We start from the raw sequence: 13455 nt of genomic DNA on the forward strand, positions 1-13455 counted from the left end.
GGTGTCAAGGAAGCTCAGTTCCAGATGGGATATAAGGGATATATTCAGCTGGCTATCCGTTCTGGTCAGTATAAGAGACTGAATGTTGTCGCAATCAAGGAAGGGGAGTTGGAATACTTCGACCCACTCAACGAGGACATCAAGGTTAATCTCATGGTTGATGATTGGGACAAGCGTGAAGAGGCTGAGACAATCGGCTACTATGCAATGTTTGAGCTTGTGAACGGATTCAGAAAGACAATGTATTGGAGTAAGGCTCAGATGCTTGCTCATGCGGACAAGTATGCACCGGCATTCTACAAGGACGCTGGAAAGGTCAAGACAAAGTACGGAGAGAAGCAGAGAGTATCATATGCTGACTATGAGGCTGGCAATTATGATCCGAGAGATTCATGGATGTATTCATCATTCTGGTACAAGAATTTTGATGGAATGGCTTACAAGACAATGCTCCGTCAGCTAATCAGTAAGTGGGGAGTAATGAGCATAGATCTCCAGAAAGCATTTGAGGGTGACATGGCAACCTTGGACGCTGAGGGACATCCTACATACGTTGAGAATGACAATGATGAGTATGTGGAAGCCACAGCAACAGAGATGAATGAACCAGAAGCACAGACTCCACAGGCAGAGCCACAGGATACTCAGAACAATGCTCAGAATACACAGAACAGTGTTCAGAATCCACAGCCGACACCGGCAGAAAATCCACAGCCAGAGATGAACGCTGCCGAGGCGGCACTGTTCGGAAGTTTCAAGTAGGTTACATTGACATTACATAATACATCACAACACGCAGCGTAATGTCTTAGCATATATCCCTGTTGCTCTTATTTTAGGGCGACAGGGGGAAAGGAGTAACAATGGCTTGGAACAGATCACGAGCCAAGTACGGCAACAGGAAGGTTGCCTTGGACGGCATCACATTTGACAGCAAGAAAGAGGCTCAGAGATATACAGAGCTGAAGCTTCTGGAGAAAGCTGGCAAGATAACCGGTTTACAGCTCCAGCGTGAATTTGAACTGATACCAGCTCAGAGAGAAAAGACAGACCAGATATACACAAAGGGACCTAATAAAGGCAAATTCAAGCCAGGAAAGGTTATAGAACAGAAGTGTTCATATAAGGCCGACTTTGTGTACTGGGAACTGGAAAACAACAGCATGGTTGTGGAAGATACAAAGGGCATGAGAACAAAGGAATACATCATAAAGCGCAAGTTGATGCTTTATAAGTATGGAATAAGGATCAAGGAGGTGTGAGCCACATGGGAAATAAAGGGAGCTTTGTCTTTTATACCGAATATAGAGAGCATTTGTCGATGCTGCCACCGGAGCAGGTCGGCGAGTTAATGTTTGCTCTGATGGACTACCAGGAGACAGGCGAAGTTCCGGATCTTCCAAAAGGTAGTGCACTTGCCATGTGTTTTTCTTTTATCAAGGCACGCATGGACAAGGACAACTCCAAGTATGAGGAAAAATGTGAGCGCAACAGATCAAATGGCAAGAAGGGCGGCAGACCTACAAAGGAAACGGATAATTCTGAAACCGAGGAAAACCCAAATAAACCGAATGGTTTTACTGAAAACCGAACGGTTATTTCTGAAACCGAGGAAAACCAAACCGAACCCAGAAAAGCCGATAATGATAATGAATATGATAATGATAGTGATAATGAGGAGTATATACATACTCCTACTAAGGCACGTGCATGCGCACATGCGGAGGTAGAGAAGCCACGTAAGAAGTCTGAACCGGTCAAGTATAGCGATGATCCAGAGCTGGACGAGGCTATTCATGAATACATAAAGTTTCGTAAGGGTATCAAGAGTCCCATGACCGATAGAGCAATCACATTGACTATAAACAGGCTCAACAGTCTATCACACGATAAGAATGAGCAGATAAAAATAATCAATCAGTCTATTATGCGTGGCTGGAAATCAGTATATCCGCTTGAGGATGACGGCAAGAGCCGAGGGCAGCCACGGAACGTGAATCCAAATGGATTTGCAAACTTCAAACAGACAGATCATTCTGAGCAGCTTGGACAGCTTGAGAAGATGCTGGCTGATGAGCTGAATAATAAATAACACACGAAAGGAGCCGAACCTCCGGCCGGGGTAATGCTATAGCGGGTTCCTGAGAAGTGAATGAACGAAGACTTAATAACGAGAATTTTTGGAGAGGACGGCGAACTTGACAGCCCGGACGAGGGCTTAGAGGAATACAAGAAGCGCAAGAAAGAAGCCAGGGAGAAAATGATAATGCTCCAGAGCCAGCCGTATGAAGTTAAGGTGCGGCGTTCCAGGCTTAGAGCTGAAGAGTTCATGGAGCAGATGCGGATACGAGACAAAACGGCTCATGTGAGTGTTGGCGGTCTTGACAGTATTACATTACACGTATTCCTGAAGTCGATAGGGATTAATGTTCCAGCGGTATCAGTGTCATCTCTGGAAGATAAGAGTATACAGCGAGTACATAAAGCTCTTGGAGTGACAATCCTGAACCCACTCAAGACAAAAGTTGAGGTACTCAATGAAGTTGGGTTCCCGGTTATCAGCAAGAGAATAGCGGGAAAGATAGCGCTGCTTCAGAATCCGACTGAAAACAATAAGACAGTTCGACATGCAATAATCACAGGCGAATGTGGAGAGCTTGGACACTTCCAGAAGAACAGCCGCATGAAGTTGCCACAGAAGTGGCTTAACCTGTTCGGAGGATATGAGAACGAGAATGAAGGTGTTATGTATTACAAGCCAAATTTCAAGGTGTCAAATGATTGTTGCTATTGGCTGAAAGAGAAGCCATGCGATGACTGGGCTAAGGCTCATTCAAGCTATCCGTTCCTTGGCATGATGGCATCTGAGGGTGGACAGAGAGAAGAAGCTCTCACAGACCATGGATGCAATTACTATGGCAAGACAGTAATGAGATCAGCGCCATTTGCACCATACCTCAGAAATGACATATTGAGACTTGCTCAGGAGATGGACACTTGGTATCACGCACATACAGATGTGTTTGCAAAGCTTTATTATGAGCAGCCATACAGTAAGGATAAGGCTGGTAACACAATACCTTATGAACCGGTTGAGACAATCATACCAGCTATATATGGACGGATAGAGGATGACGGACACGGAAATCTCAGAACGACAGGAGCACAGAGGACAGGCTGCAGTATGTGCGGTTTCGGAATCCACATGGAAGAACGACCACACAGGTTTGACAGGCTCAGAGAGCGGAATCCCAAAGAATGGGAGTTTTACATGTATAGATGCTGCACGGATCCAGAGACAGGAGAAAAGTTCGGCTGGGGAAGAGTCCTGGACTATATCGGAGTGCCGTGGGAAGATGTACCGGCGGTACAGATGAGCATATATGATTACCCGGAGGTGCTGCCATGATAAACGGAGAACTTATTGTTGATAACTTTGCCGGAGGTGGTGGAGCATCAACAGGGATTGAGATGGCTACAGGGTACAGCGTTGATATAGCAATCAATCATGATCCGGAAGCCATCAGGATGCATAAGGTCAATCATCCAAACACAAAGCACTACTGTGAGAACGTGTGGGCGGTTGATCCTGTGAAAGCCTGTGAGGGGCATCCGGTAGCCCTTGCCTGGTTCTCTCCGGACTGCAAGCATTTCAGTAAGGCCAAGGGTGGAAAACCAAAGGATAAGAACATCAGAGGCCTTGCATGGGTAGCATGCAGATGGGCGGCACTTGTGAGACCGAGAGTGATTATGCTTGAGAATGTCGAAGAGTTCAAGACATGGGGACCGCTCAACAGAGGACATCATCCGATAAGGGCAAAGCAAGGAGATACATTCAGGCAATTTGTAAAGCAGCTTAATGAGATGGGGTATGAGGTACAGTTCAGAGAGCTCGTGGCGGCAGACTACGGAGCACCGACTAAAAGAAAAAGGTTCTTTATGATCGCAAGGTGTGATGGTGTACCTATCATGTGGCCAAAGCCTACGCATGCACCGGCAGACAGTGAAGAGGTCAAGGCGGGACTGCTCAAGCCTTATGTTGGGGCATATACACAGCTTGATTTCAGCCTGCCATGTCCGAGCATCTTTGATACATCAGAGGAGATCAAGGAGAAGTACGGCATTCGGGCGGTGAGGCCACTTGCACCAAAGACTATGCAGAGGATTGCAAGAGGGCTGAAGAAGTTCGTTCTGGATAATCCAGAGCCGTTTATCATTCAGGGCAATCAGCAATGTTTTATAAGTCCTACACTCATTCAATACCATTCAGAGACCAATTCAGACGAGGTGCGAGGTCAAGGTATAGAGAATCCAATTATGACAGTGGACAGTTCAAACAGATATGGCCTTGTGACTTCGTTCCTCAGCAAGTTTTACAAGACAGGGATAGGACAGGATGAGAGAGAGCCACTGCATACAGTGACAACATCGGCCGGACATTTTGGAGAGGTCAGAGCATTCCTGATTAAATACTACGGAGAGGGTACAGGCCAAGATATAGAACAGCCGCTTGATACAGTGACATCAAGAGACCGGTTCGGCCTTGTAACAATCCAAGGTGTTGAGTATCAGATAGTGGACATTGGTCTCAGAATGCTTGAGCCAAAGGAGTTATATGGGTGCCAAGGGTTTCCGGATGATTACATCATAGATCATGACAACACAGGTAAGACATATTCAAGAAGTGAACAGGTTAAGAGATGTGGAAATGCAGTCTGTCCACCTATACCGGCGGCGATGGTGAGATCAAATCTTCCGGAGCTGTGTGTAAGGAAGAGGATGCCAAACATGAGGATAAGCGAAGAAGAGAACGGACAGTTGTGTTTTGTATAGATAGTAGGAGGTTTTAGATGAACGATTTGAAGATATTTGAGAATAAAGAATTTGGAGAGATCAGAACAGTGGTAAAAGATGGTGAGCCTTGGTTTGTGGGAGTGGACATAGCGACAGCTCTTGGTTATAGCAATACACGAGACGCTATAGCAAAACACATTGATAACGAGGACAAAGCTACCGTCGCAATTCACGACGGCAGGCAAAAAAGAAATATAACAGCAATCAACGAAAGCGGATTATACAGCCTCATCCTATCCAGCGAGCTCCCATCAGCGAAAGCATTTAAGCGCTGGGTGACAAGCGAGGTGCTTCCATCCATCCGAAAGAACGGCGGGTACATAGTCGGACAGGATACCATGACGGACGATGAACTGATGGCCAGAGCCTTGCAGGTGGCTCAGAACAAGATACAGGAGAGAGACAAGCAGATTGAGACCATGAAACCTAAGGCTATATTTGCTGATGCAGTAGCTGCAAGCCATACATCGATATTGGTCGGAGAACTTGCCAAGATATTGAAACAGAATGGTGTCAATATTGGACAGAACAGACTGTATGAGTGGCTGAGAGAAAATGGATATTTGATCAGGGGCAATAAAAGAACGGATAGAAACGCACCAACTCAGAGAAGCATGGATATGGGATTATTCGAGGTAAAAATCAGCACTGTTGTTAATTCTGATGGATCTGTCAGGGAGACTAGAACAACAAAGGTAACAGGCAAAGGACAGCAGTATTTCATCAATAAGTTCCTGACCGAGTAAAAGGAGAATGAGCATGACGGATTTTGAAATAGACGCAATATACAACACCATCTGCCGACCGGGGCAGGTGGTGAAGATCCTCACAAAGAACGGAAAAGAGGAGAATGTCCCGGTTAGAGTTTGGAAGCGCTGGACAATCATCAAGGTATATGAGCACCATGTACTGATGCAGAGTGAAAAGGGCTACCATGAGAGCTTCAGCAACACAGACATAAGAGAGATGATCAGGAAGGGAGATATACGATGGAGATAGTACCAGAGAGAGCAGGAGGCTGCGAAAACTGCAAATACAGAGCCATGGACGAGACACAGGAGCCATGCGCACACTGTACCAAGAATGCGACGGATAACTATGAGCCGATGACCAACGGCGACTACATCAGGTCGCTTGGTGATGCGGATCTTGCGCAGATAATCATGTGTCCGAGTGAGGTTGGATTTGACGAGATTGGATTTGACGAGATTGTGTGTCAGATGGGTAAGCAACATTGCATAGAATGTACCCGCAGATGGCTTGAGGCGGAAAGGAAGGTTGAGGAGTAGGATGTGTTATTGGAATGAAGAAAATTTTTTTGAACCAGGAGAGTTTGACGAGAAAATCGAAGAGTTAAAGAATGAGCTTAGAGAATCGGTAAAAAAAGAAATTAATGATGAAATTGAGAAACTTCGCAAAGAAAATAAGGAGCTGCAGGACATTAAGAAAAACTTCGAGTCAGTGAAGAAAGACTTTGAGAGAAAGAAAGATGAGTGCGACAGGGCGATACGGAATGCTGAAAGCAAAGCCAAGCAAGCCAGGTTGAAAGAGTTAATGGAATATTTTAAGGTTACTCTTTGGTCAGTAGATGGGGACTACTGGTACAAAAAGAAATGCGATAAGTGCGATAAATACAGAAGAATCCAGGTAACATTGCCATCCGGAAAGATTGTGGATGATGAGTGTAGCTGCAGAGTAAGCAAAATGGTGTACTTTCCAAAAGAGAATGCGTTGTACGAATTATGCGAGAGAAACAGAAAAACCATGGCATGGTACAGAGAAAAAGGGAACACGGGAGAAGAGTATTTTGTCGCAGATATCTGCTCTGAATATGCGAAGGTGGTAGTAGATCACAATAAGGATTTCAAAGAAATAGAGGGAGAAGAATTGAGGAAAGTATTCTTCACAACGAAGGAAGAGTGTCAGGCATTTTGTGATTATTTAAACAGGGACTCTGAGGTTTTTGGATACGATTACGACATAAATGGAAAGTTGTTAAGGGAGGTTGAGGAGTAATGAGGTTAATTAGTCAGAAAGGATGGGGCTATATAGATGTTAAGTATGAAAATGGAACAATTCTGACAAAAAACACACAAAATGGAACATGCGTAATATATGAATGGAACGACAGTCCAAAAGCTGTAACTATGGCAAAGTATAGTTCCTTGGCAAAGACAAAGAAAGTGCTAGATGATATGACGAAGATGTACGGAAGTTACATATCGTGTAATGGTGGCCCTGGAATCCTACAGGGTAGTGGATATCAACAGGCATTCTGTTTCACACCACCGAAGGTGTTCCGGTTTCCGGCAAATGATGAAGTGGAGGTGTAAGGATGGCACAGATTCCAAATGAGATCAAACAGGATCCGAACTGGGCAAGAGCCGTGGCAATCTCAAAACAGTATGCTGTAAGCACATACCCAGCTACCTGGGTATTGAACTTTATAAACGAATGGAACACGGCTGTGGCAAGGCTGAGAAGATAGGAGTGTGGGAATATGGAAGAGAGAGAAGCAATAGCCAAATTAAAGGAAACAACAGATTATAGATATTCACATTATGCCTATGTGAATGATACCGGAAAGGCATTTGATATGGCGATAAAGGCACTTGAGAAACAAGGACTAGAGAAACGTAAGTCAGAGAAATCAATGAGAATTGAGGCAAAAAAACTTATTGAGGAGCATCCAACAGTCTACGATGTGGACAAGGTTGTGGAGCAGTTAGAAAATGAGCGAAAGTTTTGGGAGAATGCATACGACAGTAATTTAGGAAAAGAGAAAGCAAGAAGTTATGAGCATGCAATCGAGATTGTGAAAGGTGGTGGTGCAGATGAGTGACAGATATTTATTTAAAGCAAAGAGAGTTGACAATGGAGAATGGGTAATTGGCAATCTAATTACAAATGTGTTCTTTAGATTAGGTCAAAGCATTCCATACATTTTATGCCCAGATAAAGCAGAATATGATTGCTTTGAGGATTTTACAGAGGAAAATGGAATTTTTGAAGTGCGACCAGATACAATCTGTCAATGTACCGGCTTAAGGGATAAGAACGGCAAGCTGATATGGGAAGGTGACATTATTTTGTTCCAACGAGATAATGATGATTGTTCATTCCCGAACAAAGATACAAAGAAAAGACTTGGAAAAGTATTTTATAAAGATTTTAGGATAACTTTTGCTATCGGAATGGGAAAGAGTGGAAGTGGGTCTTTGAATGATGATTTATGGAAATATGTTCAAAACGGAAATCGAGTTGAAGTGATTGGCAACATATTTGATAATCCAGAATTGATAAAGGAGAGGTGATACATAATGGCATACGCAGGCAAATGCGATAGATGTGGCGGGTTCTACGACCTGCCGTTTGAACACGGAGCCCCGATAAGGGCAAGGATGGTTGATGTGTTCGATGATCCAGTAGAGACAAAGGATCTATGCCCAGACTGTCTAGAAGAACTACGAGATTTCCTTGATGGGGCACAGCTCAATGATCCGCTTGAAGAAAGACAGATAGGGTTTAAGACACAGGCAGATCCATATAATCACTTGATGAAAAGATTTACCCGGAAGGAGTGAGAGGATGGCAAAATCAGATAGAAAGCTACACGAAGCAAGAATGGCGGGGGCTGCATGGCTGATGAATGTCATCAAGACACAGGGCATGGAAGCAGCAGAGAAAGAACTCAAGGTCAGAGGAGCCATGTTTGTTCCGCTTGAGGTCAACCAGAAGCAGCTTGACGAAGCTGTGTATAAAATCAAACTGAATACAATAGATTGTATTTTGATAATGAGTTGCATGGTACTTCGAGATGAATTTGATTTTGGACAGAAGAGGCTTGAGAGATTCTGCGAAAGATTTAATTTAAAGACTGATGCGCTGTGTGATGAAGAAATTATCTGGGATGATCTGATACAGACACTAAAGGAAGAAACAGGCTTGGATTTCACCATCCGGGAGAACAAGTAGGAGGTGAGGCGGTGAAAGCGAAAGAGTATCTAAATCAGGTCAAAATGCTTGAGGATTACATGGACAGGTTAAGCAATGAATATTTCAAGATGAAAGAACTTGCAATGAATCCGGGGGGATTTGACTATTCAAAGGAAAGGGTACAGTCCAGTGCCGTGGCAGATACTATGAGTCGTACAGTTGGCAGATATGTTGACCTTGAAACTGAGATGAATGAATGCAGAAAAACATTTGAAGATTTCCGGAATAAAGCAGTTCACCAGATGTGTCAGTTGCGTAATACGAAGTATACGGAGATATTGTATCAGAAGTACATAAACTATAAGTCATTAAAGGATATTGCAGAGGAGATGGAATATTCATACGACTGGGTAAGACATGCTCATGGCTGGGCTCTGCAGGAGTTCCAGCGAACATGGGGCGATTATCTAAAATCTGACACATTTATAGCACACTAAAAGCATTGTGCAAACACATGGTTGTGCTGTAAGATAGACCATGAAATATTGATTCATAAGGGACATGACTGTTTGCCATTTCGGTTGTGTCCCTTTTCTTATGCCCAGTGGTTGTAAACTTCCCCTTGTGAAAAGTGAACGCTGATCTCTCCCCACTGGGCTATTTTGTTTGAGGTGTGAGATATGAGTAAGATTAAAAGATTCGAGGTTGTGAGACCTGAATATAGTTTTGAATACATACATCCGATACTTGGCAGGCTGGCTTTACCAATAGCCATGTTAAGGGTGATGGTTAAATGCACTAAGATATATAAACTTCAGCCAGCTATAAAAGGGTTTGATAGAGGAGCAAAGAGTGTATGTAAGCCGTTTTACATGATTGTAATTCCGAAGAGAGTGAGAAAGAAAGTATAGCTTCGAACCTATACCGAAGCTAGGAAGAGGCAGATATGCAGATTGAGTATGTTGATATTGATAAGTTAATACCATATGCCAAGAATGCAAAGAAGCATCCACAGGAACAGGTTGAGCAGATAAAGCAGTCTATCAGTGAGTTTGGCTTCAATGATCCGCTTGCAATAGACGAGGGCAACGTCCTGATAGAGGGACATGGTAGGCTCTTGGCAGCCAAGAAGCTTGGATATACCGAACTGCCTTGTATAAGGCTTACAGAGCTCACAGAGCAGCAGAAGAAAGCATATATCCTGGCACACAACAAGTTGACCATGAACAGTGGTTTTGACTTGGATTTACTCAACCAGGAGCTTACAGCCATAGAGGATTTTGACATGGCTGACTTTGGTTTTGATGTTCCAGATCTGCTTGAGGATGATGAGGATGACGGATACTACGGCGATGAACGAGAGCGAACATACGAGGAATACAACCTTGATGATTTTGACGGAGCAAGGGCAGAGGGATTTTATCAGATGCCGATTATAGAGGCACAGAACGCAGAACCGGATGAGCTGATATCATTCAATTATGTTCTATCTACCAAGAAGCGTAGATGTGGGGTGCATTTTTACATTGATGACTACCAGTTTGAACGGATCTGGAACAGCCCACAGCAGTATATGGACAAGCTGAGAGAGTTTGACTGTGTATTTACTCCAGACTTCAGCCTGTACATGGACATGCCAATGCCTATGAAGATATGGAACGTGTACAGAAGCCGCCTCATCGGTCAGATGATGCAGGATGTGGGTATTACCGTTATACCAACGCTTTCATGGGCTGAGAAAGAAACATATACATTCTGTTTTGATGGAATACAACAGGGTGGAACTGTTTCGGTGTCAACTATTGGAGTCAAGCTGGATGACGAAAATAAGCAGATGTGGTATAATGGAATGACAGAAGCACTCAAGCGCATCAGACCAAAGAGAGTGCTTGTATATGGCGGTGATATAGGTTATAAATTCCCTGACAGTATTCAGGTGAAGTATTATGACAATAAAGCATTTAAGAGAGGTTAGGTGGGAGATATGCTTAAGGACACATTTTTACACCATATGAAGAAAGCTCAGGCATTCAGGATTGGAGATTATTATATATATTATAGTCCGGCATCAATCGTTAATTATGATACGGATGAGGAAATAACATTCAAGAATATAGATGACCTCTATGAGAATGGAATGCTTGGAGATAAGAGACTTAAAGAATTTTGGGAATCTGAGGAGGATGCATTTAATAATCCTTTATGTTTGTGCGTGATTGATGACAGCAGTTTGTGGTTCCCGATAGAGGAAGAATAGATATTACACAGTTATAGTATGTTAGGACACTTCATTGTGAAGTGTCCTTTTTTCGTGGAGGTAAAGCAATTGGGTGGCAGAGGAGCAAACGCATTCAGGACAAAGCAAGGAGATAGAGGGCTATCATTTTCGAACGGAAGAGGCAAACCATCTGAGAAGTTGTTTCCTGCCTGGATGAATGGTTCAAAGAATACAGGAAGTATAGACAGGGTTATCAAGAATTTTAATGATAAGCACACCAAGAGTGGTCGAGAATGGGGAGTCCAAGTGGATGATAATGGATATGTGACACATTATTATAAGGGTTCCAGAGGTAGTGTGAGTTATGATGCATTTGAAAGCGAAGGTAAGCACTTTATACACAATCATCCAGCGAATGGATGGGGTAATTTTAGTGGGGCAGACCTTGAGACATGGGCAGGTAGTGGGCAAAAGGCGGTAACAGCAAGCAGCAGAAACGCATTGCCGCCTAGAGGTATAGATCCTAAGCTATACAGCAAAAGAAGAGCAGGAACATATACGATTAAAAAGAAACCACATTTTAAGGCTACGGAGTTCAACAAAGCCATTCATAGCGTCAAGGTAAGTAGTGACAACTATGATGCGGATCTCAGTAAGTGGCTCAGCAGAAACGCAAAGAAGTATGGATATGAATATTCATATAAGCCAGCGAAGAATAAGGTGTAAATAGATTGATATGAAAGGCAGGTGAAACGGATGGGAAAGAGCTTTAAGGACATGACAAAAGAAGAGCTTCAGGAAGCAGGCAAGAAAGGCGGCGTCAAATCAGGTAAGACAAGAGCTGCAAAGAAGCAGATGAAAGATACCTTTGAGACTATCCTGTCCATGAGCCTGCATAAAGGCGCTGTGGTCAATATCGACAAGATAAAGAACATAGCAGATATAAAGGGCAAGAATATCACAGTCCAGGACGCTATACTCATAGCCCAAGTTCAGAAAGCCCTCAAAGGCTCAATTGCCAGTGCTGAGTTCATTAGGGATACAGTGGGGCAGAGGCCTGAGGATATTATCAATCTGAATACCGAGGGCGAAGATATGACATTGAATATAAATGTGTCGTATGGTGATGAAACGCCTCTGGATAATTCAGAAGTGGAGGATATGGCAGACGATGAACATTAAAGTTGAGCTTAATCCTGCATTTAAGGAAGTGAACAGGAGCAAGAGAAGATATATAGTTATGAAAGGCTCGGCTGGATCCGGGAAAAGTGTTGACACAGCCACAAACTATATACTCAGGCTCCTTCAGGATCCAGGCAGGAATTTATTATGTGTAAGAAAATCAGATATAACAAACAGAGATAGCACTTTTGCAGAATTGCAGGGTGCTATTTTTCGTATGTTCGGTGATAAATATGAGAAATACTGGACCATCAAGCAGAACCCGCTCATGATCGAATGCAAGGCAAATTGTAACCAGATCATATTCAGAGGGGTAAATGATGATAAGCAGCGTGAAAAGCTGAAATCTATCACATTTAAGCGTGGAAAGCTCACGGATGTATGGATAGAAGAGGCTACGGAGCTTATGCAGAGTGATTTTGAGATTATAGATGACCGTCTCAGAGGTAAGCTGCCACCAGGGCAGTTTTATCAGATCAAGATGACATTTAACCCTGTATCAGCTACCCACTGGATAAAGAAAAACTTCTTTGATATTGAGGACGAGAATGTACTGACACATTCAAGCAACTATGTCAACAACAGATTTATTGATGCGGCATACAGGGCAAGAATGGAGAGACGTAAGAAGGTGGATCCTGAGGGATATAGGGTCTATGGACTTGGGGAGTGGGGCGAAGTTGGTGGCCTTATCCTTACAAACTATGTTATTGAGGATTTTAACACAGATCACAGCAACTTCGATTATGTAGTGAATGCACAGGATTTTGGATTTAACCATGCAAATGCTTTGCTTGAGGTGGCTTTCAAGGATGGTGAATTGTACATCTGCAAAGAACTCTATGTGTATGAGAAAGACACGAACGAGATCATACAGATGGCAGCTGAAAAGCAGTTTGATAAAAAGCTAAATATGTACTGTGATTCAGCAGAGCCGGACAGAATCAAGATGTGGCAGAAAGCCGGATATAAGAGAGCCAGAGGAGTCCTAAAGGAGCCGGGAAGCGTACATGCACAGATAGATTATCTGAAGCAGATACCAAAGATACATATACATTATAGCTGCACAAACACATATGACGAGATCAGACAGTGGAAATGGCAGCTTGACCAGAAGACAAACGAGTACACCGATGAGCCTGTGCCGTTCTTTGACGATGCCATGGCGGCTCTCAGGTACTCAATAGAGGATATACGAAGAAACAGCCGTGTTAAGTCAAGGAAGAGACCGAAGGGATTATAAACACATGGCAGAAAGGATATAT

The 13455-nt window shown here is 43.4% G+C and carries 22 protein-coding genes; all 22 read left to right on the top strand.

From position 1 onward, the window contains the following. The coding region (locus ABUA31_RS10155; protein WP_349822585.1) for a recombinase RecT at positions 1 to 762 on the top strand (762 nt) is incomplete at its 5' end. Positions 763 to 863: 101 nt separating this feature from the next. Then, on the top strand, positions 864 to 1262 hold the full coding sequence (locus ABUA31_RS10160) for a DUF1064 domain-containing protein (protein ID WP_349818629.1): 399 nt from the start codon (positions 864 to 866) through the stop codon (positions 1260 to 1262). A 5-nt stretch (positions 1263 to 1267) separates the two neighbouring features. Further along, positions 1268 to 2092 carry a DUF6291 domain-containing protein gene (locus ABUA31_RS10165; protein ID WP_349818628.1) on the top strand — a complete coding sequence of 275 codons (825 nt, stop codon included), beginning with the start codon at positions 1268 to 1270 and terminating at the stop codon, positions 2090 to 2092. 60 nt (positions 2093 to 2152) lie between these two features. Continuing rightward, entirely contained in the window at positions 2153 to 3409 is a 1257-nt protein-coding gene (locus tag ABUA31_RS10170; protein ID WP_349818627.1) for a hypothetical protein, read from the top strand. Further along, a complete protein-coding gene (locus ABUA31_RS10175; protein ID WP_349818626.1) occupies positions 3406 to 4833 on the top strand; it encodes a DNA cytosine methyltransferase in 1428 nt (475 codons plus the stop codon). Before ABUA31_RS10170 ends, ABUA31_RS10175 begins: the two co-directional genes overlap by 4 nt. Positions 4834 to 4850: 17 nt before the next feature. After that, positions 4851 to 5600 carry a phage antirepressor gene (locus ABUA31_RS10180; RefSeq protein WP_349818625.1) on the top strand — a complete coding sequence of 250 codons (750 nt, stop codon included), beginning with the start codon at positions 4851 to 4853 and terminating at the stop codon, positions 5598 to 5600. 13 nt (positions 5601 to 5613) lie between these two features. After that, a complete protein-coding gene (locus ABUA31_RS10185; protein ID WP_349818624.1) occupies positions 5614 to 5853 on the top strand; it encodes a hypothetical protein in 240 nt (79 codons plus the stop codon). Next, complete coding sequence (locus tag ABUA31_RS10190; RefSeq protein ID WP_349818623.1) at positions 5844 to 6143, top strand: hypothetical protein; 300 nt, start codon at positions 5844 to 5846, stop codon at positions 6141 to 6143. The genes ABUA31_RS10185 and ABUA31_RS10190 overlap by 10 nt, the downstream gene beginning before the upstream one ends. Then, positions 6133 to 6870, top strand: a complete 738-nt coding sequence (locus ABUA31_RS10195; protein ID WP_349818622.1) for a hypothetical protein — start codon at positions 6133 to 6135, stop codon at positions 6868 to 6870. Before ABUA31_RS10190 ends, ABUA31_RS10195 begins: the two co-directional genes overlap by 11 nt. Further along, the gene (locus tag ABUA31_RS10200) at positions 6870 to 7187 is read left to right on the top strand and encodes a hypothetical protein (protein ID WP_349818621.1); all 318 of its coding nucleotides are present in this window, start codon (positions 6870 to 6872) and stop codon (positions 7185 to 7187) included. Before ABUA31_RS10195 ends, ABUA31_RS10200 begins: the two co-directional genes overlap by 1 nt. A 2-nt stretch (positions 7188 to 7189) precedes the next feature. Continuing rightward, positions 7190 to 7342 (top strand): hypothetical protein, encoded by a 153-nt coding sequence (locus ABUA31_RS10205; RefSeq protein ID WP_349818620.1) that lies wholly within the window; start codon positions 7190 to 7192, stop codon positions 7340 to 7342. Between the two features lie 12 nt (positions 7343 to 7354). After that, positions 7355 to 7696, top strand: coding sequence for a hypothetical protein (locus tag ABUA31_RS10210; RefSeq protein WP_349818619.1), 342 nt, complete (start codon positions 7355 to 7357; stop codon positions 7694 to 7696). Beyond that, a complete protein-coding gene (locus ABUA31_RS10215) occupies positions 7689 to 8168 on the top strand; it encodes a YopX family phage-derived protein (protein ID WP_349818618.1) in 480 nt (159 codons plus the stop codon). Before ABUA31_RS10210 ends, ABUA31_RS10215 begins: the two co-directional genes overlap by 8 nt. 6 nt (positions 8169 to 8174) lie before the next feature. After that, positions 8175 to 8438 carry a hypothetical protein gene (locus ABUA31_RS10220; RefSeq protein WP_055222292.1) on the top strand — a complete coding sequence of 88 codons (264 nt, stop codon included), beginning with the start codon at positions 8175 to 8177 and terminating at the stop codon, positions 8436 to 8438. A 4-nt stretch (positions 8439 to 8442) separates the two neighbouring features. Beyond that, positions 8443 to 8829 (top strand): hypothetical protein, encoded by a 387-nt coding sequence (locus ABUA31_RS10225; RefSeq protein ID WP_055222291.1) that lies wholly within the window; start codon positions 8443 to 8445, stop codon positions 8827 to 8829. 11 nt (positions 8830 to 8840) lie between these two features. Next, on the top strand, positions 8841 to 9287 hold the full coding sequence (locus tag ABUA31_RS10230) for a hypothetical protein (RefSeq protein ID WP_055222290.1): 447 nt from the start codon (positions 8841 to 8843) through the stop codon (positions 9285 to 9287). A 183-nt stretch (positions 9288 to 9470) separates the two neighbouring features. Continuing rightward, positions 9471 to 9701, top strand: a complete 231-nt coding sequence (locus tag ABUA31_RS10235; RefSeq protein ID WP_055222289.1) for a hypothetical protein — start codon at positions 9471 to 9473, stop codon at positions 9699 to 9701. A gap of 35 nt (positions 9702 to 9736) precedes the next feature. Beyond that, on the top strand, positions 9737 to 10765 hold the full coding sequence (locus ABUA31_RS10240) for a DUF4417 domain-containing protein (protein ID WP_349818617.1): 1029 nt from the start codon (positions 9737 to 9739) through the stop codon (positions 10763 to 10765). 9 nt (positions 10766 to 10774) lie between these two features. After that, complete coding sequence (locus ABUA31_RS10245) at positions 10775 to 11047, top strand: hypothetical protein (RefSeq protein WP_349818616.1); 273 nt, start codon at positions 10775 to 10777, stop codon at positions 11045 to 11047. 69 nt (positions 11048 to 11116) lie between these two features. Beyond that, positions 11117 to 11734 (top strand): hypothetical protein, encoded by a 618-nt coding sequence (locus ABUA31_RS10250; protein WP_055222287.1) that lies wholly within the window; start codon positions 11117 to 11119, stop codon positions 11732 to 11734. Between the two features lie 30 nt (positions 11735 to 11764). Next, positions 11765 to 12190 (top strand): hypothetical protein, encoded by a 426-nt coding sequence (locus ABUA31_RS10255; RefSeq protein WP_055222285.1) that lies wholly within the window; start codon positions 11765 to 11767, stop codon positions 12188 to 12190. Then, positions 12180 to 13433 (top strand): PBSX family phage terminase large subunit, encoded by a 1254-nt coding sequence (locus ABUA31_RS10260; protein ID WP_349818615.1) that lies wholly within the window; start codon positions 12180 to 12182, stop codon positions 13431 to 13433. The genes ABUA31_RS10255 and ABUA31_RS10260 overlap by 11 nt, the downstream gene beginning before the upstream one ends. Positions 13434 to 13455: the final 22 nt, after the last annotated feature.

This window comes from Coprococcus sp. RTP31081st1_H1_RTP31081_211007 (assembly GCF_040227275.1).
Classification (GTDB): domain Bacteria; phylum Bacillota; class Clostridia; order Lachnospirales; family Lachnospiraceae; genus Coprococcus; species Coprococcus aceti.